Origin of the sequence: Aeromonas veronii bv. veronii (assembly GCF_000820225.1) — a bacterium.
Classification (GTDB): domain Bacteria; phylum Pseudomonadota; class Gammaproteobacteria; order Enterobacterales; family Aeromonadaceae; genus Aeromonas; species Aeromonas veronii.
Map to the genome: position 1 here is coordinate 137,604 of NZ_CDDK01000041.1, position 23,937 is coordinate 161,540.

23 protein-coding genes and 1 riboswitch are annotated in these 23,937 nt (G+C 60.8%); of the genes, 10 read left to right on the plus strand and 13 right to left on the minus strand.

Annotated features, from left to right (window positions below):
- Nucleotides 1-235 precede the first annotated feature (235 nt).
- Nucleotides 236-322: riboswitch (cyclic di-GMP riboswitch) on the plus strand.
- A gap of 91 nt (nt 323-413) precedes the next feature.
- The 3 genes from BN1139_RS17930 to BN1139_RS17940 all read left to right on the plus strand — a co-directional run bounded on the left by BN1139_RS17930 (nt 414) and on the right by BN1139_RS17940 (nt 5,096).
- A complete protein-coding gene (locus BN1139_RS17930) occupies nt 414-731 on the plus strand; it encodes a hypothetical protein (protein WP_005354947.1) in 318 nt (105 codons plus the stop codon).
- Between the two features lie 470 nt (nt 732-1,201).
- Nucleotides 1,202-3,961 (plus strand): collagenase, encoded by a 2,760-nt coding sequence (locus BN1139_RS17935; protein ID WP_005354949.1) that lies wholly within the window; start codon nt 1,202-1,204, stop codon nt 3,959-3,961.
- A 187-nt stretch (nt 3,962-4,148) separates the two neighbouring features.
- On the plus strand, nt 4,149-5,096 hold the full coding sequence (locus tag BN1139_RS17940) for a SanA/YdcF family protein (RefSeq protein WP_005354951.1): 948 nt from the start codon (nt 4,149-4,151) through the stop codon (nt 5,094-5,096).
- An 84-nt stretch (nt 5,097-5,180) separates the two neighbouring features.
- On the opposite strand, the gene BN1139_RS17945 is transcribed toward BN1139_RS17940, so the two are convergent.
- From BN1139_RS17945 to BN1139_RS17955, 3 genes are all read right to left on the minus strand, one after another.
- Entirely contained in the window at nt 5,181-5,795 is a 615-nt protein-coding gene (locus BN1139_RS17945) for a superoxide dismutase (RefSeq protein ID WP_005354952.1), read from the minus strand.
- Between the two features lie 17 nt (nt 5,796-5,812).
- Complete coding sequence (locus BN1139_RS17950) at nt 5,813-6,292, minus strand: hypothetical protein (protein ID WP_005354955.1); 480 nt, start codon at nt 6,290-6,292, stop codon at nt 5,813-5,815.
- A 174-nt stretch (nt 6,293-6,466) separates the two neighbouring features.
- Complete coding sequence (locus BN1139_RS17955; protein ID WP_005335957.1) at nt 6,467-7,483, minus strand: chemotaxis protein; 1,017 nt, start codon at nt 7,481-7,483, stop codon at nt 6,467-6,469.
- Nucleotides 7,484-7,664: 181 nt separating this feature from the next.
- On the opposite strand from BN1139_RS17955, the gene BN1139_RS17960 reads away from it, so the two are divergent.
- Nucleotides 7,665-8,384 (plus strand): SDR family NAD(P)-dependent oxidoreductase, encoded by a 720-nt coding sequence (locus BN1139_RS17960; protein WP_005354956.1) that lies wholly within the window; start codon nt 7,665-7,667, stop codon nt 8,382-8,384.
- On the opposite strand, the gene BN1139_RS17965 is transcribed toward BN1139_RS17960, so the two are convergent.
- Both BN1139_RS17965 and BN1139_RS17970 read right to left on the minus strand, forming a co-directional pair.
- Complete coding sequence (locus BN1139_RS17965; protein ID WP_005354957.1) at nt 8,371-10,437, minus strand: tRNA(Met) cytidine acetyltransferase TmcA; 2,067 nt, start codon at nt 10,435-10,437, stop codon at nt 8,371-8,373. The genes BN1139_RS17960 and BN1139_RS17965 overlap by 14 nt on opposite strands.
- The gene (locus BN1139_RS17970) at nt 10,434-10,745 is read right to left on the minus strand and encodes an HlyU family transcriptional regulator (protein WP_005354958.1); all 312 of its coding nucleotides are present in this window, start codon (nt 10,743-10,745) and stop codon (nt 10,434-10,436) included. The genes BN1139_RS17965 and BN1139_RS17970 overlap by 4 nt, the downstream gene beginning before the upstream one ends.
- Nucleotides 10,746-10,881: 136 nt before the next feature.
- On the opposite strand from BN1139_RS17970, the gene BN1139_RS17975 reads away from it, so the two are divergent.
- The 3 genes from BN1139_RS17975 to BN1139_RS17985 all read left to right on the plus strand — a co-directional run bounded on the left by BN1139_RS17975 (nt 10,882) and on the right by BN1139_RS17985 (nt 12,352).
- Nucleotides 10,882-11,088: a bacterioferritin-associated ferredoxin gene (locus tag BN1139_RS17975; RefSeq protein ID WP_005335965.1), complete on the plus strand. Its 207-nt coding sequence runs from the start codon at nt 10,882-10,884 to the stop codon at nt 11,086-11,088.
- A 144-nt stretch (nt 11,089-11,232) separates the two neighbouring features.
- A complete protein-coding gene (bfr, locus tag BN1139_RS17980; protein ID WP_005354959.1) occupies nt 11,233-11,709 on the plus strand; it encodes a bacterioferritin in 477 nt (158 codons plus the stop codon).
- Nucleotides 11,710-11,893: 184 nt separating this feature from the next.
- Entirely contained in the window at nt 11,894-12,352 is a 459-nt protein-coding gene (locus BN1139_RS17985; RefSeq protein ID WP_005354960.1) for a methylglyoxal synthase, read from the plus strand.
- A gap of 89 nt (nt 12,353-12,441) precedes the next feature.
- Here BN1139_RS17985 and BN1139_RS17990 read toward each other — a convergent pair whose 3' ends face one another.
- Nucleotides 12,442-13,593: an iron-containing alcohol dehydrogenase gene (locus BN1139_RS17990; protein WP_005354961.1), complete on the minus strand. Its 1,152-nt coding sequence runs from the start codon at nt 13,591-13,593 to the stop codon at nt 12,442-12,444.
- Between the two features lie 143 nt (nt 13,594-13,736).
- Entirely contained in the window at nt 13,737-14,192 is a 456-nt protein-coding gene (locus BN1139_RS17995; protein WP_005354962.1) for a hypothetical protein, read from the minus strand.
- Nucleotides 14,193-14,666: 474 nt separating this feature from the next.
- Here BN1139_RS17995 and BN1139_RS18000 point away from each other — a divergent pair, with 474 nt between their 5' ends.
- Nucleotides 14,667-16,148 (plus strand): C69 family dipeptidase, encoded by a 1,482-nt coding sequence (locus BN1139_RS18000; protein ID WP_005354963.1) that lies wholly within the window; start codon nt 14,667-14,669, stop codon nt 16,146-16,148.
- Between the two features lie 60 nt (nt 16,149-16,208).
- Here BN1139_RS18000 and BN1139_RS18005 read toward each other — a convergent pair whose 3' ends face one another.
- Genes BN1139_RS18005 through BN1139_RS18015 form a run of 3 tightly spaced genes read right to left on the minus strand, consistent with a single transcriptional unit; the run spans nt 16,209 to nt 17,810 of the window.
- The gene (locus BN1139_RS18005) at nt 16,209-16,955 is read right to left on the minus strand and encodes an SDR family oxidoreductase (protein WP_041202822.1); all 747 of its coding nucleotides are present in this window, start codon (nt 16,953-16,955) and stop codon (nt 16,209-16,211) included.
- A 56-nt stretch (nt 16,956-17,011) separates the two neighbouring features.
- Entirely contained in the window at nt 17,012-17,257 is a 246-nt protein-coding gene (locus BN1139_RS18010) for a DUF3624 domain-containing protein (protein WP_005354965.1), read from the minus strand.
- 31 nt (nt 17,258-17,288) lie between these two features.
- Nucleotides 17,289-17,810: a GNAT family N-acetyltransferase gene (locus BN1139_RS18015; RefSeq protein WP_005354966.1), complete on the minus strand. Its 522-nt coding sequence runs from the start codon at nt 17,808-17,810 to the stop codon at nt 17,289-17,291.
- Nucleotides 17,811-17,996: 186 nt separating this feature from the next.
- On the opposite strand from BN1139_RS18015, the gene BN1139_RS18020 reads away from it, so the two are divergent.
- Nucleotides 17,997-19,436 (plus strand): RimK family alpha-L-glutamate ligase, encoded by a 1,440-nt coding sequence (locus BN1139_RS18020; protein ID WP_005354967.1) that lies wholly within the window; start codon nt 17,997-17,999, stop codon nt 19,434-19,436.
- Nucleotides 19,437-19,519: 83 nt separating this feature from the next.
- Here BN1139_RS18020 and BN1139_RS18025 read toward each other — a convergent pair whose 3' ends face one another.
- Both BN1139_RS18025 and BN1139_RS18030 read right to left on the minus strand, forming a co-directional pair.
- Complete coding sequence (locus BN1139_RS18025) at nt 19,520-21,148, minus strand: alpha-amylase family glycosyl hydrolase (protein ID WP_005354968.1); 1,629 nt, start codon at nt 21,146-21,148, stop codon at nt 19,520-19,522.
- Between the two features lie 109 nt (nt 21,149-21,257).
- A complete protein-coding gene (locus BN1139_RS18030) occupies nt 21,258-23,225 on the minus strand; it encodes a TonB-dependent copper receptor (RefSeq protein ID WP_013723436.1) in 1,968 nt (655 codons plus the stop codon).
- Between BN1139_RS18030 and BN1139_RS21490 the strand changes: the two genes are divergently transcribed.
- Nucleotides 23,214-23,474: a hypothetical protein gene (locus BN1139_RS21490; protein WP_127006022.1), complete on the plus strand. Its 261-nt coding sequence runs from the start codon at nt 23,214-23,216 to the stop codon at nt 23,472-23,474. The genes BN1139_RS18030 and BN1139_RS21490 overlap by 12 nt on opposite strands.
- On the opposite strand, the gene BN1139_RS18035 is transcribed toward BN1139_RS21490, so the two are convergent.
- Nucleotides 23,471-23,728: a DUF2442 domain-containing protein gene (locus BN1139_RS18035; RefSeq protein ID WP_005335997.1), complete on the minus strand. Its 258-nt coding sequence runs from the start codon at nt 23,726-23,728 to the stop codon at nt 23,471-23,473. The genes BN1139_RS21490 and BN1139_RS18035 overlap by 4 nt on opposite strands.
- Nucleotides 23,729-23,937: the final 209 nt, after the last annotated feature.

Consider the following 23,937-nt stretch of genomic DNA (forward strand, 5'->3'; position numbering starts at 1 on the left):
TCAGGTAATCAGGTAATCAAATCATTGGCAGCCCACATATAAATATACATCTACTACATTACATATTGATCATAGATATGACGCGCTAATATAGAGGCTTGTCCGCAATATTCACAGGCAAGATTTGAGATAAAAAAATAAATATACGTTATTAATTATGCAGACTAACTGTGATCCATCTCTCATGATTTTTAAGCCGATTGATTTCTCAAAGTGGAGTGTTATCATCTAGACATAGAGTAAAGGGCAAACCGATCGAAAGGTCGGGACGCAAAGCCACCGGTCTAAGGGTTTTGATACCTAAGACAGCGGAGCTGCCATCTGAGAAGAGTGATGTTATTGCCGATTTATGGCATTACTCTTTGATTGCGTTGCCCTTTTCGTACAACACCTGTGACGAAAAGGACATAGATATGAAAGCTCAACACACCGCCTCCCGTTTAGTTCGCAAGACAGTTTTCTCTGTATGCACTTCCTTGCTGCTTGGTACCGCCTTGTTGCCATCCACAGCTTCTGCGGCTGATGGCTCAGTGACGTTTACTGGCACTATCTATGAATCTCCATGTGATTTTTCTGACAGCAGCGTGACTTGCTATTCAGGCATGAACAAGCAAACCATGCCTTTGGCTCACTTGCAGCAAGCCGGTCAAATCAGCTCAATTAGCAGCACTATCAGCTACAAAGTGACCAATGCCAGCAACATGGCGATCGTGACTGTCAGCTATCTCTGATGACTCATCTGTAGTGACGCTGAAATTGGCGCGAAACAGATGAGCAGGTGGTGTTGAAAGCAACTCTTATCAGGTCGCCTGTGCTACCCATACAGGCGGCCAATTTCTTTTCATCCCGCCTCCTCACGAACAAATAGCTGGCTTTGCTGATTGAGTCACCAGTCATCATCCGCCCAGATAATGTGGCTTAAGCCATAGGGACATCTCGCTTTTCCTGGTCATTTGCTGCATGTCTCGTGTTGATTAAATGAGATCTGACACGCATTTTACAAAACTAACAATTTCTTCAATAAAGTCGCATGTGAGCCCTCACTACGGCAGCAGGAGTTCAAAAACAGCAAGCATATAAATCAACGCTACATCATTGATTTATATGTTATTTAAAAAATCATTGATATTCTTTTGAGTCTCTGTAAATTGCCTTGCGATTACTCGCAAGACAATACACAAACAAGAACAAAGGGATAAAAATGAACCGTTCAGGTACCGGGTGGCTGCTGCTGGCAAGCCCCCTGCTTTTGGCTACATCCTCGGCGCAAGCCAACTACTCCCCCAATGACTGGCGACAGTATCAGCTGACTGGCGAATCGAGCCGGCAACTGGCCGCTCGCATCACCGAGATCACCTACGAGCTCAAGGCGCGCAGCAGCAATGCTCCTTACCAGCAGCTTAGGGTCTACCGTCGCTTCGACTGGCAGAGCAGCGATCTCGCCGCACTGGCCGAGCAACAGTGTGGCGAGCCGCAGCTCAAGGTAGATGCGGGCTGGCAGATCCGCTTCGTGCGCTGTGAAGATCGGATTCCTGCGGGCAAGCTGATCCCGGCCAGCAGTTATGACTTTGGTTATGGCCTCAAGCAGGGTCGCTGGGAGCAGCTGGCGGGCACGCCGACCGCCCAGCGCCAGGATCGTCTGCCACTGCCACAAGCCATCATCCTGGGTCAGAGCGAAAGGGAGCTGGATCGCTGCGAACTCAACGCACAAGGTCACTGCGCCGAGTCGGAGTGGCACTATCAACCGCAGGATTGGCAGCAGTTGCAGGTACTTGAAGAGACCCCGAGTGAGCGGGATGGCCGGTTGGAGCAGATCTTCTTCCGCCTGCAGCCGGTGGCAGGCAGTCAGGCTGCCGCTCAGGTCAGCGAGATCCATGTCTGGCGCCGCTATCAGTGGCAGCTGGATCAGCTCACGCCTCAGCAGGAGTGTGATGAGCCGCAGGAGCGCAAGGAGGGGAGCAACACCATCCGCTATCGCATCTGTCGTCAGGTGATCCCCGCTGGCAGCGAGGTTCAGGTAACGTTGCAAGATAGCGGCTACCAATATCCGGTCGCCGGCGGCGAGTGGCAGCCCCTGCCAGAGAGCAAAGAGTGGCAGGAGAGCCGGGTGCTCAATCGCCCCATCGTGCTGGCCAGCAAGGAGGAGCAGCTGGAGTGCCGCCGCGCCAACGGTCGTCTCTGCTCCGAGCCAGAGCAACCCGATGTGGATCTGCTCGACAGCGATGCCGCCAAACTGGTGGCCGACGTGAGCGGCCAGAACAGTCCTGCCTGGCAGGCGGATTACGGCCACGATGACGCCAAGCTGATGGCGGTGGTGCGCGGCATGCGTGCTCTGCTGGCTGCCAACCAACCGACCCATCCGGCAATGGACAAGCTGCTCTACTATGTGCGCGCCCACAACTACCACGGCGGCGTTGGCAAAGAGAGTGATCAGGCCGCCCGGGCGCTGGCCGGGGTGATGATTGATCTGCTCAACCACCCATTGCTGCTGGGAGCTGAACCGCAGGATCAGGCTGGCACAGTGCTGGAAGCCTGGAGCGTAGCGGCGCAGGGACAGCTTGGGCAAGCCGCCTTCCGCCAGAGTGCCGCCCCCATGCTGGCCCAGCTCAACCAGGCGCTCGGCTATGCGGTGCAACATGCGGCGCAGATCAATGGCCACAAACCCTGGGCCGATGGCCTGTTCGAGCTGCTCAATCTGGTCGATCAGAGCGCCTCTTACGGTCAGCAGGCTGACTTCAGTGCAGCTGTGCTGCAACAGGAGGCGGCATTGCGCCAGAGCCTGCTGCAACTGGGCCTGAGCGAGCTGGCCCTCTGGAAACAGCGCGATGGCTCACGGGACCTGTTTATCTTCAACAACATCCTCGATGCCCATAGCCGCCTCTACCAGATGATGCGCTACCTCCATCACACCAGCCCGGATAAGGCGATCGCCTATCGCCAACAGCTGGATCGCGATGTCATCGCCATCATGCGCCAGCAGGGACTGGTCCCGGGCGGCCAGCATCCGGCCGCCATGCTGGAAGAGGTCTCCCTGACCCTCTCCAGCTACTACCTCACCTACACGGATCGCACCAGCGAAGCCTGTGTCAGTGGCGAGTTTGCCGGGCTTTGTACCCCGATCCGCATGGAAGATATTCTGCCGTTCGAGCACACCTGCTCACCCACCCTGCGTCTGCGCGCTCAGGATCTGACCCAGGCTCAGGCCGAAGGGATCTGCCGCGAGCTGGGTGATGAAGAGCAGCGCTTCCACCAGCAGATGGAGACTGGCTGGCAACCGGTGGCCGATGATCACAACGAAGCGCTGGAGCTGGTGATCTTCAACTCCTCCGCCGACTGGGGCCGCTACGGCAGCGCGCTGTTTGGTGTCTCCACCGACAATGGCGGCATCTATATCGAGGGGGATCCGGCTCGCCCCGACAATCAGGCCCGCTTCTTCGCCTATGAGGCGGAGTGGAAACGCCCCGCCTTCCAGGTGTGGAACCTGCGCCACGAGTACGTTCACTATCTGGATGGTCGCTTCAACCAGTACGGCAGCTTCGGCCACTATCCGCTCAACCGCACTACCTGGTGGGCAGAGGGGATTGCAGAGTACATCGCCCACGGCCAGTGCTTTGCCCGTGGTCTGGATAACGTGGCAAACCGCCCCGCCAACCAGCGTCCGACACTGGCGGCGATCCTCCACCTTGACTACGACCAGGGTGGCGAGATGGTCTACTCCTGGTCCTATACCGTGCACCGCTTCCTCAACGATACCGGTCGCGGCGCCAGCTGGCTGGCGCTGGCACAGGCGCTGCGCAATCCGGATCGGCAGCAGGCGATGAGCGACTTCGAAGGGGAGCTGGACCGGCTGATCGCCAACGACAGCGACGCCTATCAGGCGTGGCTCGCCCGAGATCTGCTGCCCTGGTGGCAAGCCAACAAGGAGTCAGACGCCTGCAAGGGCAACGACTCCGCCCACTGATAAACCTTCACCTAACAGAGGGGCTGCCACCGCAGCCCCTCGCTTTATCCTCCCGCTCTCCCGGCCTCTGCTGCGACAACCTCTGCCCGAATGAGGTGCCCGCCCGTTATCAAGCCTGACGCCAGCGGCCGAGTTGTAATAGAATGCCGATAGCCACTCCCAACTTCAGACCCTGACCGCACCGCGCATGAAGAAGTTTGCCAAGATCCTCCTCGCCTGCCTCGTTTTGCTGCTGGCCCTGATTGCCATGCTGCTGGGCTACAGCGAGTGGATCGTCTCGGATGCCCGTCACTACACCTACGATCGGGTGGACAAGGTGCCCTACAACCGGGTTGCGGTGGTGCTGGGTACCTCCAAATATCTCTCCGGTGGCGGCCCCAACCACTACTTCAAATACCGCATCAAGGCGGCGGCCGAGCTCTACAACAATGCCAAGGTGGACTTCATCATCGTCTCCGGTGACAACGCCACCGTGCAGTACAACGAGCCACGCCAGATGCGCCGCGCCCTGATCAAGGCGGGCATCCCCGCCTCCGCCATCTATATGGATTTTGCCGGATTCCGCACCCTCGACTCTGTGGTTCGCGCCAAGGAGGTGTTCGGCCAGGAGCGCTTTACCGTGGTCTCCCAAGGCTTTCATAACGAGCGGGCCATTTTCATCGCTCGCCATTTCGGTATCGATGCGGTCGGCTTCAATGCCGAGGATCCCAGCGCCTATCAGGGGATCCGCACACGGGTGAGGGAAGTCTTTGCCCGCCTGATGGGGCTGCTCGACCTCTATGTACTGGACAAGGGGCCCAAGTTCCTCGGGGCTCCGGTCCCCATCGGTCTGCCTGTGCCTTGCCAGTCACTAAGTACCATCGGCAGTCTGCAACCCTGCCTCAAACAACCCAAACCGGCGGTGGATGAGGCCAAGCCAGCGGCAGTCTCTGCCGCGGTTGCCACCGAGTCAGCAACTTCGTCTGCCTCGGCCACGACTGAACAAGTCACTCCTGCTTTATCCGCAGCGGCAACGACTGATCCGGTCACTCCCGCCAAATCCGCGGCAGAAACCACCGCAGAGGCGCCCAGTGCGGCCTTGCCCACATTGCCGATGACCCCTTCAGCCGCCAGCGTCAGCACTGCCACACCATAAACAGACGACCCGCCAACTGGCGGGTCTTGTTATTACTGCGCGGGTTGTGGCGGCTGTACTGCAAACCAATTCCCAGCGACCAAGTCAGCCTCGCGCCGCCTGATAGCGGCGGGCCACTTCGGCCCAATCCACCACCTGATAGAAGGCTGCGATATAGTCAGGACGCTTGTTCTGGTACTTGAGATAGTAGGCGTGCTCCCACACATCCAGCCCCAGGATCGGGGTATGGCCATGCATCAGGGGGCTATCCTGATTGGCACTGCTCTCCACCTGCAATCTGCCCGCCTTGTCCACCACCAGCCAGGCCCAGCCGCTACCAAAGCGGCTCAGGGCAGCCTGAGTGAAGGCCTGCTTGAAGGCATCGAATCCCCCCAATTCCCGCTCGATGGCCAAAGCCAGTTCACCACCCGGCTCACCGCCCCCCTGCGGGCTCATCACCAGCCAGAACAGGGAGTGGTTGGCATGGCCGCCGCCATGGTTGCGTACCGCCCCCTGCAAGGTGGCGGGCAAAGTATCGAAGCGGCGCAGCAGAGCCTCTACCGGCAGTGCGGCCAGCTCGGGCGCCGTTTCCAGTGCGGCGTTGAGGTTGTTGATATAGGTCTGGTGATGACGGCTGTGGTGGATCTCCATGGTCAAGGCATCGATATGGGGTTCCAGTGCGTCGTAGGCATAGTTCAGGGCTGGCAGGGTATGGCTCATGATGACCTCTGTTCGGATTAATGGAGCCGGGATGAGGGCTCGCTCTGACACAGGCAGTGACCGAGCGAACGCATGATCCCGGCGTGGCTGCCGTGGCGCTGTACGAACGTCAGCAACTCGGCACGGGTTGTGCGGGTATGGCGCAAAGCAGCCTCTCGCAGGCGAGAGGAGCAAGCGGGGGAGTGACAGGTCGCCAGCAGGCAGTCGTGCACATAGCAGAGCAGGTCGGCGGCGCGATCGGGCAAAGTCATAGCCACCAGCAGATCTGCCAGATTGTGGTGAGCCACAACCAGCGCAGCCACCGCCTCATCGGCGTCATGCCACTGCACCAATTGCTGACGAGCCAGCCAGAGCGCCTGCTGATAATGGGCCAACGCCTGATGATACTCGCCGCAGTCAAACAGCCGGTTGCCCTCTCTGGTCTGCTGTTTCCAGTGACTCATGCTGCTGCCACCTTCGGTCGACTCGACCCACCCCTTCACCCAGGTTGCTGTCATATGCTTCACACCAACAAATGATAATAATTATCATTACATGAATCATATCCGGGAGACAAGGGGCGTCGGGATCGCAACAAACAGCCAAAGTAGCGCGGCCACCCTTTTGCAAGGAGTGGCCGCTTGAGGCACCGGTCAGTGGATTCGACCGGCTAATTGGAAGTTAACGGCAGGTCAGATGTTGTTGGCGGGCGAAGGCGGGGCAATTCCCAGCAGCATATGATCCATCATCCCCACCATGCGCCCTATCTCGGGCTTGGTGATGGTATCGTTGGCCCCCAGTTGCAGCGCTTTCTGGCGGTTGTCATCGCTCATCAGGGAGGAGAACATCACGATGGGCATCTCCTTGTAGGAGGGGGTGTCACGCAGCCGCTTGAGCAGGTGCATGCCATCCATGCGCGGCATCTCCACATCGGTGATCACCGCGTTGACAAAGCCGGTCACCGGCATTCTCTCCTCCTGGGCCAAACGATCGAAATCCGTCATCATCTCCAGTCCCTCGCCCCCATCCTTGGCCGTAATCACGTTGTAACCGGCGGTGCGCAGGGTGGTTTCGATCATCTTGCGGATAAAGGCCGAGTCATCCACCACCAGGATGGTTTTGCCCTGTCGCAGCGCCATCATGCGATCGTCGATAAGCACCTTGCGATCCTGAGTGACGTCGTACTTCTCCATGCTGAGCTCGGGGTTGATATCGGCGATGATTTTCTCGAAATCGAGGATCATGATGAGGTTGCCATCGCGCCTGACCACGGCCACCACGCAGTCGTTCTCCCCCGCTTCCAGAAACTGGCTGGGGGACTCCACATCCTCCCAGGAGACCCGGTGGATCCTGCTGACACTGTCGATCAGAAAACCGTTGGCCATCTTGTTGAAGTCGGTGACGATCACCACCTTGTGGCTGGGGTCGGGGTTGGTCTTGATGCCAAGCCAGCCCGCCAGATCCACCAGCGGGATGAGCCGATCCCGCAGGGAGAAGACCCCCACCATATGACGCTGGGCGTTGGGGTAATCTGTGGTCTCCGGCACCCGGATCACCTCGCGTACCTTGGCGACGTTGATCCCGTAATAAGCGGTTTTTTCACGGCCGTCCGGTAGCTGCTTCTTGAGGTGAAACTCGATGATCTCAAGTTCGTTGGTGCCACTTTCGGTCAGGATAGATTTACGCTCTTCCCCATCTTTGGACATCATGGTGACTCTCATTCTGGTTGCGCGGGCAGCAGACCGCTGCGGTTTTCCCTCAGTATAGGAATGGAATTCACCCAACGGCTCGGATCTCGGCAAGATTGCAGCGTTAACCGCTTGATCCCGCAGACTGGCGGGAGCGTATCTGCCAATCAGGACAAATCCATGTGCTGATAAGGAGCCAGAGATGAGTGAAGGTGTCGTCGTGATTGGCGCTTCTGGCGGTATCGGGGCGGCGCTGGTCGCACACTGGTTGGCGACTGGTGTCGGGCCCGTGATTGCCATCAGCCGTCAGCCCGCACCAGCAGGAGCCTCTTCGCCAGCCCTGCACTGGCTATGTTGTGACTACAGCGATGAGCAGATGACAGAAGTGGTGGCCCGCATCGCGGAGTTGGCACCGCGACCGCATCGGGTGGTGATCTGCAACGGCATCCTGCATCAGGGGGAAATCCAGCCAGAGAAGCGACTCGAAGCAATCAATCTCGATGCAATGACCCGCCTCTACCAGACCAACGCCCTGCTGCCGCTGCGCTGGATCAGCCAGTTGTTACCTCTGTTTGGCCGCGAGCCTTGCACTCTGGCCGTTCTCAGTGCCCGGGTCGGCAGCATTGGCGACAACCGAGCAGGCGGCTGGTATGGCTATCGCGCATCCAAGGCCGCCCTCAACATGCTGCTCAAGTGTGCCGCCATCGAGCTGGCCCGGCGGGCCCCCGGCGTCAAATTGCTGGCCTTCCATCCCGGCACCGTGGATACCCAACTCTCCCGCCCGTTTCACGCCAATGTACCGGCGGGAAATGTGCAGAGTCCCGAGCTGGTAGCCGACCATCTGATTAACCTGATGAACCGGCTGCAACCGGATGGCGAGTTGAGCTTTCTCGACTGGCAGGGCAAACCTATCGAGTGGTAGGGGAACCCAAGAGACGTGCCAGCAGTGCCCGCAACCTCTTGATCACGGCGGGCTTGCCCGCCAGTTGCAACCTCGCGGCCAGCATTCCCCAATCTGCATATTGCCAGATGGCTGCGATCAGCAGATAACGCTCGTCAGGAGTCAGCGAAGCCAGCACAGCCAGATTGCGCGCCAGCCACAACTGCAGGCTCGACTGGCTCAGTTCGAACGGCTTGTGATGCAGGGCAAAGCACTCAACCTCATCACGCTCGAACTCGCCAAGCTCAGCCGCGGTGACGGTGCTGCCTTGCAAACATTGCCATACCAGCTCGGGATCCAATCCTTTCAACTCGCCCGCCAGCAAGGTCGGCAGCTGGCGTACAAAACGCTGCTGCCACTGATTCAACTCGGGCTCATGTTCGGGTTTCAGCGCCTTGAGCAGCAGGGCTGCGTGGCAGCCGCTGGCGGCATCCCGTTGCAAACCGATGCGCAGCACCGCCAGTCCGGCCTTGCGCCAGAAAGGGAGCAGGTCGGCGCTGGCCGAAAAGGCCGAGCCGAGGTAGTCGATGCCAATCTGACGATAGTGCTCCTCAAGCTTGCCAAGCAGCAGCGAACCCAACCCGTGGCGATGCTGCTCGGGATGGATGGCGATACGCATCACCCGGGCGTAGCTGCGCCCCCCCGCCGTTTTAAAACCGGCGTGGGCCAGCAGCGACTGGGGCAGCAGATGGCCGCGCGGACGGCGGCGACCGGCCCAGATCTCCTCGGCCAGTTCGGGCTCTATCTCCCCTTCACGCGCCACCAGCGCCACACCCAGCAGGCTCGCATCCTGCTCCAGCAGATGGATGTCGAGATCCGGGCTCTCCAGCAGCGATCTGAGATCGCTCGGCGTAGTCTGGTAGTGAGCCAGCACCAGCAGGCCGAACAGCTGATTGAGCAGCGCCTCGTCGCTCGCCAGCGCCTCTTGACTGACCAGACGCCAGCTCGGGTTGGTCGGCGACATAGGCGCCGCCACTTCGGCATTGAGGCCGAGCAGGCGGAAAATCAGCGGCTCCAGCGGATCGCGCTCACTCCAGCGAATGGGTTCAGAGAGGCGGATCTCCTGCCACTCCGGGGTCTGGCTATCGAGCACCCGTTTGAAACGCAGGTGAAAACCGCGACCCGTCCCCTCGTAACCATGCTCGGTGGTGGCAAACACGATGCGGCTGTGGCGGGCCAGCATGGCCTCGAGCAACGGGGTCGGAATGGCGGCCGCTTCATCCACCAGCAGCAGATCGGGATTCATCGCCTCGTGCACCAGCCGATCCGGCGAACAGTAGCTCAGCCCAGCCAGCTGTTCAGGCGTGGTATCTAGCCCGCGAGCGGCGTGGGCAAACAGGGTCGCTACCGTCGCCTGCGAGGGGGCCGTCACCATTATGTTCAGCGAGGGTTGCTGACGCAGCAGCTCGGCGGCGGCCAGCCCCAGCAAGGCACTCTTGCCGCGACCACGGTCGGCGCTCAGCACCAGCGGCCGACGGCGATGACCGTGCAATACCTTGTGGATGGCAGGCAGTGCCCGTGCCTGATCGCAGCTCAGCCTGCGTTCGGGCCCAATCGGTTGCCACGGATGCGAGCAAACCGGCGGCACCAGAGAGAGGGCAGGATCCCCCTCCAGCAACCGCACCAGCCGGGCGATAAAGCCGTGGTCCGCCCGGCTCGCCTCCTCCGGCTGGGCCACCAGCCGGATCCGGTCGGGATCCGGCCATGCGGGCCACTGCTCTCTGGGTGGGGTCAGCAGCAACAGCAGACCACCGGCGCGCAGAGTGCCCGCCAGCGCCCCGAAGGCATCGGGATGAAAGCCGCTGAAGGCGTTGAACACCAGCGTGTCGCACTCCTGACCGAGCCGCTGCAGCGCCTTGGCGGCGGGTTGCGGAGCATAATGCTCGGGCCCGGCGCCCAGCCAAAAGACAGTCTCGCCGAGCAGGGATTGGGCGCGGGCAATGCACTCGGCCTCCTCCCCCTCCAGCCAGATCAGGCGCCGCTCACCGGCGCGGGCCAGCGCCTCGCGCAGCAGGGTGACCTCTTGCAGTGTCATGAAGCTTGGCTGTCAGCCGGTTTGCGGGGCTCGAACATGCGATCTCCCATCTGATCGATAAAGGTGTGGGCCTTCTGCACCATGAAACGCTCGGCATCGGCCGGATTGGCAAACAGATCGGAGCGGATAAAGCGGTGAGTCTGCAGCACGCCGTCCAGCTCCTTGGTGATGCGCCCTGCCAGTCGGTACTGGCCACCTTCTGCCATGGGCTCCGGATAGATGAGATAGCCGGCATATTCGGTGGGGGTGACTTCCGGCGCCTTGGTCGGCTCGCCCCCGAACAGGGCGCTGAACAGTTTCTTGAGCATGGTGATCTCCTCTGGTTGCCAGCATTGTCCCCAAGGGGTTGCACAGTGGCAAGCAGGGGATCTTATTACCAATGGTTATTTGCACTACGAACCATTCTCATTTAGATTTCATCTCATTCCACAAGAGGTGACCATCATGTACGTCTGTTTGTGCCGCGGCATCACAGATACCCAGATCCGCAAAGCGGTGCAGTCAGGTAAAAGCGAATTCCGCCAGCTCAAGCAGTCGCTCGAGGTGGGCGCCCAATGTGGCAAATGCGTGCGCATGACCATGGAGATCATCGCCGCCGAGCTCGACAAGATGGAGCAGGAGCAACCCGTGCTCTACTACGAAGTGGCCTGATCCGGACACCTCTTTTCTGATGCGACCCGCCAACAGGGTCACCCCTTTTCTCAGGCGAGCTGGATCGCCAGACCTCTTGTTGTCACTTTTCTGGACTAAGCTCTAACGATCGAAGCCTCAGGCACGAACCAAGGAGCACTGTCGATGAAAGGAGATCCCAAGATCATTGCCCATCTCAACAAGGTGCTGGCCAATGAGCTGATTGCCATCAACCAATACTTCCTGCACGCCCGCATCTACGATGACTGGGGCCTTAAGGCGCTCGGGCACAAGGAGTATCACGAGTCTATCGATGAGATGAAACACGCCGACGAGCTGGTCAAACGGGTGCTGTTTCTCGAAGGGCTGCCCAATTTGCAGGATCTGGGCAAGCTGCGCATCGGCGAGACCGTCGAAGAGATGTTGCGCTGCGACCTGTCGCTGGAGATGGATGCCATCCCCGACCTCAAGGTAGCCATCGCCTATGCCGAGTCGGTGCAGGACTACATCAGCCGCGACCTGTTCCAGGAGATCCTGGAGGATGAAGAGGAGCATGTGGACTGGCTGGAGACCCAGCTCGATCTTATCGATCGCATCGGGCTGGAGAACTACCAGCAGTCGCAACTGCATCACGGCTCCTGAGCCAGCAGGCCAGCAAGCAAAGAGACCCGCCAGCGCGGGTCTCTTTATTTGGGCCGCCATATTTGAGTCGCATGACCCGAAAACTTTTCGACAGGATCACAGTTAATACGCACGACACAGCATCTGTCATGGCTTTCGATTAGGATACGACTCTCTTACAATAACAATGCTACGGACGATTTCCATGGAACAGATTGCACGCGAAATGGCGCCCCACAAACGGGTGGCACTGGTGGCTCACGACAACATGAAGACCCCTCTGCTGAACTGGGTGATGCGCCGCAAGGAGGAGCTCAAGCTCCACCATCTTTACGCCACCGGCACCACCGGCACCATGCTAGGCAAGCAGGCGCAGCTGCCCATCACCTGCCTCTTCTCCGGCCCGATGGGGGGTGACCAGCAGCTCGGCGCCCTGATCGCCGAAGGGAAGATCGACGTACTGATCTTCTTCTGGGATCCCCTCAATGCGGTGCCCCACGATCCGGATGTGAAGGCGCTGCTCCGCCTCGCGGCGGTCTGGAACATCCCGGTCGCCACCAACGAGGCGACCGCCGACTTCATCATGGACAGCCCCCATATGCGCCAGGCGTTCAGCGTGCAGATCCCGGATTACGCCGGTTATCTGAAGGCGCGCACCGAGTGATCGGCTAACCCGTCATGCAAGAGGGCCGCAACAAGCGGCCCTCTTTAATTGGGAAAATGAATCAGCCAGGGACACAAACCGGCGCCGGCTTATAGCGCGCGGGCGAGAATGCGCGCCACCCGATCCGGGTCGATATCCTGCTGCTCACCGAGCGCGGTGCGCCCCACCCGCTTGAGGTTGGAGCAGACCGCCGGAATGCAGCTTTCGCTGAGGCCATAGTCGGCCAGCCGGGTACCCAGTCCCATCTTCTGGAAGAACTGCTCGGTGCGGATGATCGCCTCTTCGATGCGCAGGGCCTTGTCCTCGCGGGTCGAATGCCACACCCGCTCGGCAAACTGGGCCAGCTTGTCCTGCTTCTGGCTCGCCCGCTCACGCAGCAGTGAGGGGAGCACCACCGCCAAACTCTGGCCGTGATCCAGCCCGTAGAGCGCCGTCAGCTGATGGCCGATGGCGTGAGAGGCCCAATCCTGCGGCACTCCGCAACCGATAAGGCCGTTGAGTGCCAGACTGGCCGCCCACATCAGATTAGCCCGCACCTGATAGTTGGTAGGCTCCGCCAGCGCCCTGGGGCCATTCTCCACCAGCACCTGCAGCAAACCTTCCGCCAGCCGATCCTGTACCTCGCCTCCCACAGGAAAGGTGAGGTACTGCTCGGCAATATGAACGAAGGCATCCACCACTCCATTGCCGGTCTGGCGAGGCGGCAGGCTGTAGGTGGTCGCCGGATCGAGCACCGCAAATTGCGGCTGCACCAGCGGGCTTCTGAAGGAGATCTTCACATCCCCCCGGCTCACCACCGAGGTGGGATTGCTCTCGGAGCCGGTGGCTGGCAGAGTCAGCACACAGCCCATCGGCAGCGCCTTGTGCACGCTCGCCTGCTTGCCGCAGATATCCCAGGGATCATCCCCCTCGTAGCAGGCTGCGGCCGCGACAAACTTGGTGCCATCGACTACCGAGCCGCCACCGACCGCCAGCAGGAAGTCGATGCGCTCGCGCTTCACCTGCGCCACCGCCTCCATCAACAGCTCGAATCTGGGGTTGGCGCCGATGCCGGAAAACTCCTGCCACGTCACCCCTTCCAAGGCCCGGGTCAGCTGCTCATAGACGCCGTTTTGCTTGATGCTGCCTCCGCCATAGAGCACCAGCAGCCGGCCGCCGGGCGGGATCAGTTCGGGCAGGCTGGCGATCTGCCCCTCGCCGAAACAGATACGGGTCGGATTGGCATATTGGAAGTTGTACACGGCGGACTCCTCGACTGGCTCAATGCGCGGACATTGTGCGCCTGTGGGGAGGTGAGGTCAAAAGAGGTGGCAGAAGCTTGCCCATCGGCGGTCGACACTGGCCCATTGGTGCCGACCGGGTAGATCTCAGAACTGCGGCAGGATCAGGCAGTTTTGGCCTCATCTTTGGATGAGCTCTTCTTGCCGGTCAGGCGATCCATCGCCTCCTTGAGCATCACCTCTCGCTGTTCGTTGAGCGGCTTGCTCTGCTCCGCACGCTCTTCCGGCGTCAGCTTCTTGTTATCGGCGATGGTCTTGAGCTTCTCTTCGATCTCGTTGAACTTCTTGCGATCGAAACCAAGCGCCTTGTCCACCAGCTGCTGCACCACGCCCCCCTTGTCGGAGCTCATATCGAGCGCCGGCGGCAGCTTGCTGTTCTTGGCCAGATGTTCGTAGGTCAGCACCTGCTGGGCCTGACCAGTCATGCGCTGGGTGGAGAGACTGACCATCTCCTCCCAGCCACCACCCTGTCCGCCGCTACTGGCACTGTTGAGGGTGGCGAGGGCGCGGTTGTTGGAGGCGCTCTGGGCAAGCTGCTGGCTGTAAGGTTTGATATCCATGGGGGCTCCAATTCAGTGCGCATCTGCGGCAATGGGCACAGGCTGATCCGGTCACATGGGGCGTCAGGCCCCATCATTATCAATTAAACCAGCAAGTTACAGGCCAACTTGTCAGATAGTGCGAGATCCAAAGATATGGCGGATCTCACCACGCCCCCCACGCAAGGCTGGCGTCAGAATCATGACTCATCTGCTGCCGGTTCACGCTGTTTTGGCACATTTTGCCGTCCACGCGCCACGATGCCAGAGAAAAGTCAGGAACAGCAACTCGATCACAAAATAAACAACCACTCAGGAATACAATTTTGGCGCACATCACAACCAGCCAGCCGTGTCATGGATGATCTGTTCGAAAAACCAATAACAGGCAGACCAATCTGTCGTGCTCACTCCGCTGCCAGTTCGGAGTTGCAGACTCCCCACACCTCATCCCCTCGTCTGACTCTCACTCACCGCAACCCTTCGGGTACACCTATGAAAAAACACACCTTGAGTCTTCTCTCCGCCACCCTGCTCACCCTGCTCACCCTGCTTGGCACCAGTGCCGACGCCTGTACCGGCCTTATTGTCGGCAAGGGAGCCAGCTTGGACGGCAGCGTAATGATCGCCAGAAACGAGGATTTTGGCGTCAACAACTGGAACAAGTACCTCGCCTTCCGGCCCGCGCAGCAGAACGAGGGCAAACTCTGGAAGCTGGGCAACGGGCTGGAAGTGCCTATGCCCAAAGCATTTTTTGCCTACTCCGCCATCCACGACTGGGATGCCACAACCAGCGATCCGGCAGGCAAATATTATGAAGAGCGCGGCATCAACGAGTTCAACGTCGCCATCTCGGCCACCACCAGTGCCGAGGTCAACGACAAGGCCCGGAAAGCCGATCCGCTGATCGAGAAAGGAGTGATTGAAGCCATCATCCCGACCCTGATCCTGCCGCAGGCCAAGACGGCCAAAGAGGGGGTCGAGCTGCTTGGACGCTATGTGGAGCAATATGGCGCCGGTGAGGGCAACAGCCTCTATCTGGCAGATGTGAACGAAGCCTGGCTGATGGAAATTGGCTCCGGCCACCACTGGATTGCGGTGCGGGTACCGGACGACAGCTACGCCATGGTGGCCAACGGTCTGCGCATCCACGGCGTCAATCTCGACAGCGCCGATGTGCTGCACTCGCCCAAGCTGCTGGAGTTCGTGCGCGAGCACAAACTGCTGGATAACGCCGACCCGAAAGATTTCAACTTCGCCAAGGCGTTCGGAGTGATTGCCGATCCCTACAACGTGGATCGGGAGTGGCTCGGCCAGAACATGCTGACGGCCTCCCACAAACAAGCGACTAGGCAGGCGCAATATCCGCTGTTTATGAAGCCGGATGCCCCCATCGCCGTGCCGGACGTAGCCAGGGTGCTGAGCGCCACCTATGACGGTACGCCGCTCGCGGGCAAGGCGGAGCGGCCGATCCGCGTCGATCGCCAGCTGGAATCCCACGTCATCCAGCTGCGCAAGGAGATGCCCAAAGAGCTGCAGGGATTGATCTGGCAGAGCTATGGCGTGCTGGCCGAATCTGTGATGGTGCCGCTCTACAACAGCCTGGAAAACTATCCCCTGCCCTATCGCACCGGCAGCGACAGCTACTCCGACGATTCCGCCTACTGGCAGTTCCGCAGCCTGACCGCGCTGGCCAGCGCCGATCCGGACAAGTACCTGCCGCTGCTGCGCGGCGTCTGGAGCAAGGAGAGCAACAAGCTCTATAAGGAGGTCGCCATCCTCGACAAGAGCCTGAAGCAGGCCTACGCCAGCGACAAGGCTACCGCCATCGGGCTGGCCGCCGACTACTCCTATGGCCAGTTGGAGCAGACCTATCAGATGGCCAAAGAACTGCGCTACAAGCTGATGACGGATCTCACCAAGCGCAGCGAGAAGAAGTATTCGCCGGAGGAGTTCAAGAAGATCATGAGCCTGTGACCGGCTCGCCAACGCAAAGAGGCTCCCACGGGAGCCTCTTTGTTTCAACCAATGCAGCGATCAGCGACGGCTGATATTGAGCGGGCCGAAGGTCTGCGCCACCGGCATGATCTCGATGCTGTTGATGTTGACGTGGGCCGGTTGCTGGCTCACCCAGAGCACGGTATTGGCGATATCTTCCGGCTGGATAGCCTCCACCCCCTGATAGACGGTGGCCGCCTTGGCGTCGTCACCGTGGAAGCGCACGTTGGAGAACTCGGTGCCGCCGCACAGGCCCGGTTCCACGTTGGTGACGCGGATGGCGGTGCCAGCCAGATCCGCGCGCAGGTTGAGGCTGAACTGCTTCACGAATGCCTTGGTGGCGCCGTAGACGTTGCCGCCCGGATAGGGGTAAGTGCCCGCGATGGAGCCGATGTTGATGACATGGCCGCGATTGCGCGCCACCATGCCCGGCAGCAGCAAGCGGGTGAGCAGGGTCAGGCCGCTGATGTTGGTGGCAATCATCTGCTCCCAATCTTCCAGATCCGCCTTGTGGGCCGGCTCCAGCCCCAGCGCCAGACCGGCGTTGTTGACCAGCAGATCCACCTCGCTCCACTCGGCTGGCAGAGCGGCGATGGCGGCGCGGGTGGCCGCCTTGTCCTGCACGTCGAACACCAGCGGCAGAAACTGCTCGCCCAGCTCGTCGGCCAGCGCAGCCAGCCGCTCGGCACGGCGACCGGTACCGATCACCTTGTAGCCTGCCTGCACCAGCTGGCGGCTGATGGCTTCACCAAAACCGGACGAGGCGCCCGTTACCATTGCAATCATCTGAACCTCCATATCTACACCGATATTGTTATTTATCTGTTTGAATCTATTCAGATTCATTCATCGCTCAATTCACGTCCGGTCGCCTTGCGCCAGACAAATACCACCAGATGGAGCAGCAACAGGCCCGAGCCACCCAGCGCAAACAGCAGGCCGGTGAGGGCGTTGACCGAGGTGTCGGCGCCGCACCACCACCAGACCAGCCAGCCGATCAGGCCGATGACGAACGCCTGGCCAGCGCAGACCGGGCAGCGCCCCAGCTTGGCCCTGATGGCGGTGGCAAGACAGTTGTCGCAGCTCATCCTGCTCCTCTATTCTGCTCGTTCAACATGATCAGTTGGCCTGTGAAGATGGCTTGCGCGCCTGAGTGCGAGCCACTGTGCGCCGCTCACGCTCCTCGTCGCTCACCAGCGGCAGCACCAGCCGGTGGGCGTGCTGGTCGCGGCCATAGTAGTCCGCCAGCCGCTGCTGGGGACGAAATCCCAATTCCTGATAGAGCGCCAGCGCCTCCTCGTTGGCATCCGCCACCTCCAGCCGGATCGCACCCCAGCCAGCGGCCTTGCCCTCGCGGATCACCTGCTCCAGCAGACGGCGGGCCCAGCCCAGACGACGCACCGTCCAGCGGATGGCCAGCGCCTGAATGACCAGCCGATCCCAGCCTCTGTGCTCCAGCAGGCAGAGATAGCCCATCAGCTGATGTTTCTCGTCCAGCAGCAACAGGGTGCGCCCCTTGGCGTGGGCCAGCAGATAGTGCCAGCGGCTGCGGCCAAAGGCGACTTCGGGAGGAAAACAGTAGCGTTCCAGATTAACGATGGCGCCCAGATCATCGGTTCGGGCCGCACGTACGGTCAACACGGGGAGTCCTTGTTCGGTTATTTATCCTCAGCACCAAAAATGCGACTTGTATCACAAGTTACCAAGGCGTCATATTAGGCACTGTAACCTCTTGTTTCCCCTCGCGCCATTGTCGTGCTTGTCGGTGCATCGAAGCCCACTGGGGATCCTGCCTGTTCAGGCAGTCTGATCTGTGGAGCCGAAAATATGAGTACCTATGTCATCGTCGAAGAGCTGGGCGACTGGCCTTGCCATGCCGATTATCTGCTGACCGCCCGCACCTATCTGCAACATGGCGTGCCGACCACCGGCGGGAGACCCCGCATCATCAACCTCTGCCGCAATCTGGAACACCTGAGCGCAGGCTACTACTGCTCGCTGCTGGCCCAGGCACGCGGCCACCACTGTCTGCCGGGTCTGCAGGCCATCAGCAGACTGCAACCCCAGCAGCCACCGGCCAAGCTGTGGCGCAAGGCGCAGGGATGGCTGGCCCAGCAGAGCGAGGATCGGATCCGGGTACGCGCCATCTTCGGCCAGTGTGAACAGAACGAGCTGGCGGGGCTGGCCCGCTACTACTATGGCCTGAGTCAGTTGCCGCTGCAGGAGCTGACCCTCAAGCGCGGTCGTCACGGCTGGTCGGTGCGCCAGCAGCAGAGCCTGTCACCGCTGGAGCTGAGCCCAAGCGAGAAGGAGTTGATGCTGCACCACGCTCAGGCGCTGGTGGGGACCGGTGACGAGGAGCAGGCGGCGCCGCTCTATCAGCTCGCCATTCTGGTGGATCCCGATGATGGCCGCGCCAGCAGTGACGGGCTGGCGCTGGAGCGCTTTATCCGTGCTGCTGCCACCCAAGGCATCCGGGCCGAGATCCTGCCACCGTCGGCCATCGAGCGGCTGCCGGAGTTCGACACCCTCTGGCTACGGGCCGAAACCGCGGTCGGCCACTACACCTTCGAATTTGCCCATCGCGCCGAACAGCTCAAGATGCCAGTGATCGACAGCTCCCGCGCCATCCTCGCCTGCAGCAACAAACTCTATCTCTACGAGCTGATGGTGCGCAGCGGCGTGCCCATGCCGCCCACCATGGTGGTGACCCGCCGCGGCCGCCACCATGTGGATGAGCTGGTGCAGCGGCTCGGCCTGCCGCTGATGGTGAAGGTGCCCGACGGCGCACAGGGGCGCGATCTCGCCATGGCCAGCGACGAGCAACAGCTGGCCCGGCTGCTGGACGAGGGGCTGGGCCGCTCCGCCCTGCTCTTGGTGCAGAGCCGGATCCCCGCCGAGTTTGACTGGCGCATCGGCTTTCTCGACGGCTCGCCGCTGTTCGCCTGCCGCCGCTACCGGCCCGAACCCGGCAACCGCATTCGCCGCCGCAAGCACCCCCTCGACATGAGCCGCATCGAAGCCCTGCCGCTTAACGAGGTGCCGGAGCGGGTGCTGCAGACCGCCCGCCGCGCTGTCCATCAGCTCGGCAATGGCCTCTACGGGCTCGATTTGCGCCAGCAAGGGCGCGACTGCGTGCTGCTGGAGATCGTCGATAACCCCTGGATCCGCGGCGATATCGAAGACAAGGAGGCGCAGGATCTCTACGAGCGACTGGCCCGCGCCTTCCGCCAGCGGCTGGAAAACCGGGGCCAGACTACCGCATAACCCGCCATGACTTTGTCGCCCACAATGACAGAGAGGGCCCCGCGACGGGGCCCTCTCTCATATCAAAGCGTGCTGTGTCTGACTTATTGCAGACGCAGGAAACGCCCGCTCAAGGGCGGTATCTCCACCGTCACGCTGCTGCCGCCGATGGCCAGACTCTCGCCGCTTTGCAGATCCACCAGCGCGCTACCGCTGCGCAGCTTGCCCGCCGGCAGGTTGTAGCTGAGCGCCGTGGTGGAGAGGTTGAGCAGGTAGACTATCTGCTCCCCTGCCGTCTGCTTGATGTCACCATAGAGGCTGCCATCGGCCACCAATTTGACTCGCTCTCCCTGATAGAGAGCGGGGTGGGCGGCACGCATCGCCAGCAACTGGGCGAGCCACTCTTTCAGCTCGGCCTGTTCGCTACTTGGCACAAAACCGGTGACAGCGGGCACCTTGCCATCGCTGCGGGCCACATGATCGTCGCACAAGCCCTGCGCTGCGCAGTCACCACTGACCTTGGCGGCAAAGCCCGGCACCTCGTCGCCAAACTCCTCGCCATAGTAGAAGGTGATGGGGCCGGAGCGGGCCGCCATAAAGCTGAAGGCTGCCTTGTGGCGCTGCCAGTACTCGGTCGACTTGAAGTTGCCGCGCTCCAGCAGATCACCAAAACGCACCAGATCGTGGTTGCCCAGCATCAGGTTTGGCATGGCGTGATTCGGGTAGTTCTCCACCTTGTTCCAGCTGGCGTCAAGCACGCTGGCCCCCTGCCCGCCCTTGCCGGACTCCTCCACCGCCAGCGCCTGCACGATGCCGTAGCGTAGCGGGAAGTCAAAGGCCGAGGAGAGCGCCGGATTGTCGCTGCTGCCATAAGCCTGAGCGCGAATATCGTCAGCCCCCTTCCACACCTCGCCCACCATGTAGCCGAGGGTGCCCCACTGCTGACCGGCGGCCTTGCGCGCTGCGCTGGCCTGCTCCACCTCGCTGCGAATGGCGCGCCAATCATCCAGCCCAAGCTGATAGGCCTGATCGAGGCGCCAGCCGTCGATACCGTACTGCTCGACCCAGTAGCGGGCTACCTCCTTGAAGTAGGCGAGGCTCTCCGGCTTGCTGTAATCCACCAGCTGGCCGGGATAACCCGCACCGCCGCTGGTGAGGGCTGGCAGACGCCCCTCTGGCGAGGGCTTGCTCACCCCCACCTTGTTGACGTGGCCAAACACCCCGTCGAGGAAGACGTAGAGGCCGCGCTGATGCGCTGCATCCACCAGCTGTTTGAGCTTGGCATTGCTGCCAAAGTTGGGATCCACGGTAAAAAAGTCGCAGGCGAAGTAGCCGGTGGCATCGAGCTTGTTATCACCGCCTTGCCCCGCGCAGGAGTCGAACACCGGGGTGAGCCAGATAGCGTTGACGTTGAGACTCTTGATGTGGTCGAGACTGTCGATGATCCCCTGCAGATCGCCGTTGTGCTGGGAGGTGCCATAGCCGACGCCGTAGTTGGCACTGCCGTCACCATCGGCAAACGACTCCACCATTACCTGATAGATGCGCAGGTTGCAGGCGGGTTGATCGTCGCCATAGCAGGCACGACTGGCCGTGGCGACCGGAGGGTGGGTGACCGGCGGATTGACGACGGGGGGAGCGCTCTCCCCACCTGAACTACCGCTGCCGCCGCAAGCCGCAAGTAACAGGGCGGCCCCGAGCAGGCCGCCATAGCGTAACGTTCCCTGTTTCATTGTTATGTTCCCGCTGTGAGAGCAGGCGTCTGATACGCCTGTTTTTCACCATGATAGCGATGCTCACACAGCGGTGTCTGTGACTGAAAACGTTATCTGACTCAACTGGTTAGAGCACCCCTGCCGAGGCAAAACGGTAGTTGAGCGAGAGCCAGTAGGACCGGCCGGGCTCGGGGATGCGGCCGCTCTGCTCATAGCCCAACCCCGCCTGACTGGCGTGCACCGACTTGGAGAGGTGCTCGTAGTAGAAGGTGTCGAACAGGTTGTCCACCCCGGCCGAAAGCTGCCACCCCTTGGCAAACTGCCAGGCGCCGCTCAGGTTCATGGTGAAGAAGCCCGGGGTCTCCCCCTGATCCTGACCGGCGACCGTGCCGGAGCCCACATCCACCCGATCCTGCGCCGCCACCGCGCGCCCCAGCAGGGTGAAACTCAGCGCTTCGTCCGGCTGCCAGCCCAGTGCCAGCTTGCCATCAAGCGGCGGCATCTGGGCCAGCGGTTTGTTGTCGCTCTGGTTTTCGCCGTAGACCACCGCCAGACCACCATCGAGACGCCACTGCTCGGCAAACTGCCAGCGCCCCTCCAGCTCGCCACCCCGGGTCTGGGCATCGATATTGCGCACCTTGTTCGACTTGCTGTTGTAGAGCAGGTAGTCCTTGATATCGGCGCTAAAGAGGGAGAGGGTCAGGTCCAGCTCGCGACTGCGCAGGGCCAACCCAGCATCCCACTGGCGACTGCGCTCCGGGTTGAGGGTGAACGGGGTGCTGTCCTTGCTGCGCTCCCAGTAGTCCGGCGCCCGCTCTGCCTGCCCCCAGGCCAGATAGCTGGACCAGCGTGGCGACCACTGATATTCGTAGCGGCCAAACCCGCTGTTAAGACTCAGGGTATCGCTGTAGAGGGTCTGTTCACCGGCGCCATAGCGGGTGGTCTCTACCCTATCCTGACGGTAACCACCCTTGTAGCTGTGAGCCCCCTGCTGACGACCCAGTTCGGCGAAGCCGCCCTGCTGCTCGAAACGCAGGGTGCGCTGGCGATCCTTGGTGGCATAGTCGACCCCACTCCGACTGCGGTGCTGATCCCGGTTGCTGTCGAGCCCGGCGGTCAGCAGCCAGTCGGCAGGCAGGGCGATATCGTTGGCCCAGCGCCCGCCGGTATTGCGGCGATCCGGGTTGGAGAGCATCTTCATGCCGCTGTTTTGCCGCAGGCTGAAGTTGTCCATGATGTGGTCTATGTAGTTGTCCCACAGGGTCAGCTCGCTGCGCTGCCAGTGAGTGGTGATCTGCTCCTGCTTGAGCTTCAGCCCGAAGGATTCGCGATCAAACATGGGGCCATCCATGGTGCGATCCGCATAGGCGGCGCGGGCGTTGCTGCGCTCGGCGGTTAGTTCCAGCCAGGTGTGCTCCCCCGGCGTCCAGCCCAGCTGGGCGGTGCCGTTCTCGCGGCGATAGAAAGATCGCACCTTGTCACCGTGGCCATCGCGGTAATCGTCGCTGTCGGAGTGGGTGAACTGACCGCGCAGATAGCCATCGGTCGAACCCGCCGTCATATCCACCATCTGGTCATCGCGGCCGAAGCTGCCATAGAGGGCCGAGGCATCGGCCTTGAGACCCGGCGCGGTGAACTCGGGTCTGTCCCGCTCGAACAGCACGGTTCCCGCCAGCGTAGCCCCCTGCTCCAGGGATTGCGGCCCCTTCAGCACCCGGATCCGGTCAAAGGATTGGGGGAACACATAGGCGGTGGGCGGGTCCATCCGGCCGCCACACCCACCGGCCAGCATGCCGCCATCCATCTGCACGTTGAGGCGGGACATCCCCATCCCCCGCAGTACAGGGTCGCCACCGAGCCCCCCTTTGCGCACCATGCTCATGCCGGTGACATTCTTCAGATAACCGGCGCCGTCGGCAGCGGGCATGGGGGAACCGGGCTTCTTGGGATCCAGTGTCACTTCAAGTGTGCTGGCGGGGCGGGTTGCCACCACCACCATGGGATCCAGCTGTTGCACCGGTTCCTGACCGGCAGCGCCGTGACAGGCGAGTCCACCAACCAGCAGGGCAAGGGGTGTGCGCATATGACAAGCCATACATTTTCCTTATGTATTTGTTTGTTTTGTTATTTTCATTCAACCAATCAAACCTTTCAGCAAGGGAAAGGTTTGCCGTCAGGCCGCAAAAAAGGCCTGCGGCGCGAAAGCGGCAAGCCTCTGTCAGGTGAAGCGAAGGCAAGTTGGCAAAATGTTGCGCAGGTTTTACCCAAGTTGGCTCAGAAAGGCAAACGGGCAAACATTCCAGCAACAGGAATCTGGCGTTGGCTCACAAAAAATGGGGATTAGCTGAAGGCTTCCCGCTCATCGATGGGAGAGATGAGGTGATAGACCTCATGGGCTGACAAGGTACATCCAACGGGCCACTCCAGCTGGTGGTGACGGTTGATGAAGACCCGGGCGCAGTGACGCTCGCTCTCCAGCTTTGCAAACAGCGGCTGGGTTCGCCAGGGGGTCAGATCCAGCACCCCCGTGGTGCCATCCGATAACACCAGAAACAGGCGCCATCCCCGCACATACTCGACATCGATAAAGACCGGCATCCCTTCGGCTCCGATTGAGATAATTCGCGGCAATTATAAACACCAGCGCTCCATCCATACACGCTGTGGCTCACATTTTACCCAGCAGATTATGCTGTGCTCATTAGTGGCGCGACATCACATTTTTAGATGATAAATGTGTTAATGCCGACTTTTAACAAACTTGAATGCAACCTTAACCAATTCGATCTGTCATAACCTCACAACAA

Excerpts from the sequence above, each read along its gene's own strand:
- BN1139_RS17930 (WP_005354947.1), top strand. The coding sequence starts at position 414 with ATGAAAGCTCAACACACCGCCTCCCGTTTAGTTCGCAAGACAGTTTTC.
- BN1139_RS17935 (WP_005354949.1), top strand. The coding sequence starts at position 1,202 with ATGAACCGTTCAGGTACCGGGTGGCTGCTGCTGGCAAGCCCCCTGCTT.
- BN1139_RS17940 (WP_005354951.1), top strand. The coding sequence starts at position 4,149 with ATGAAGAAGTTTGCCAAGATCCTCCTCGCCTGCCTCGTTTTGCTGCTG.
- BN1139_RS17945 (WP_005354952.1), bottom strand. The coding sequence starts at position 5,795 with ATGAGCCATACCCTGCCAGCCCTGAACTATGCCTACGACGCACTGGAA.
- BN1139_RS17950 (WP_005354955.1), bottom strand. The coding sequence starts at position 6,292 with ATGACAGCAACCTGGGTGAAGGGGTGGGTCGAGTCGACCGAAGGTGGC.
- BN1139_RS17955 (WP_005335957.1), bottom strand. The coding sequence starts at position 7,483 with ATGATGTCCAAAGATGGGGAAGAGCGTAAATCTATCCTGACCGAAAGT.
- BN1139_RS17960 (WP_005354956.1), top strand. The coding sequence starts at position 7,665 with ATGAGTGAAGGTGTCGTCGTGATTGGCGCTTCTGGCGGTATCGGGGCG.
- BN1139_RS17965 (WP_005354957.1), bottom strand. The coding sequence starts at position 10,437 with ATGACACTGCAAGAGGTCACCCTGCTGCGCGAGGCGCTGGCCCGCGCC.
- BN1139_RS17970 (WP_005354958.1), bottom strand. The coding sequence starts at position 10,745 with ATGCTCAAGAAACTGTTCAGCGCCCTGTTCGGGGGCGAGCCGACCAAG.
- BN1139_RS17975 (WP_005335965.1), top strand. The coding sequence starts at position 10,882 with ATGTACGTCTGTTTGTGCCGCGGCATCACAGATACCCAGATCCGCAAA.
- bfr (WP_005354959.1), top strand. The coding sequence starts at position 11,233 with ATGAAAGGAGATCCCAAGATCATTGCCCATCTCAACAAGGTGCTGGCC.
- BN1139_RS17985 (WP_005354960.1), top strand. The coding sequence starts at position 11,894 with ATGGAACAGATTGCACGCGAAATGGCGCCCCACAAACGGGTGGCACTG.
- BN1139_RS17995 (WP_005354962.1), bottom strand. The coding sequence starts at position 14,192 with ATGGATATCAAACCTTACAGCCAGCAGCTTGCCCAGAGCGCCTCCAAC.
- BN1139_RS18000 (WP_005354963.1), top strand. The coding sequence starts at position 14,667 with ATGAAAAAACACACCTTGAGTCTTCTCTCCGCCACCCTGCTCACCCTG.
- BN1139_RS18005 (WP_041202822.1), bottom strand. The coding sequence starts at position 16,955 with ATGATTGCAATGGTAACGGGCGCCTCGTCCGGTTTTGGTGAAGCCATC.
- BN1139_RS18010 (WP_005354965.1), bottom strand. The coding sequence starts at position 17,257 with ATGAGCTGCGACAACTGTCTTGCCACCGCCATCAGGGCCAAGCTGGGG.
- BN1139_RS18020 (WP_005354967.1), top strand. The coding sequence starts at position 17,997 with ATGAGTACCTATGTCATCGTCGAAGAGCTGGGCGACTGGCCTTGCCAT.
- BN1139_RS18025 (WP_005354968.1), bottom strand. The coding sequence starts at position 21,148 with ATGAAACAGGGAACGTTACGCTATGGCGGCCTGCTCGGGGCCGCCCTG.
- BN1139_RS21490 (WP_127006022.1), top strand. The coding sequence starts at position 23,214 with ATGACAAGCCATACATTTTCCTTATGTATTTGTTTGTTTTGTTATTTT.
- BN1139_RS18030 (WP_013723436.1), bottom strand. The coding sequence starts at position 23,225 with ATGGCTTGTCATATGCGCACACCCCTTGCCCTGCTGGTTGGTGGACTC.
- BN1139_RS18035 (WP_005335997.1), bottom strand. The coding sequence starts at position 23,728 with ATGCCGGTCTTTATCGATGTCGAGTATGTGCGGGGATGGCGCCTGTTT.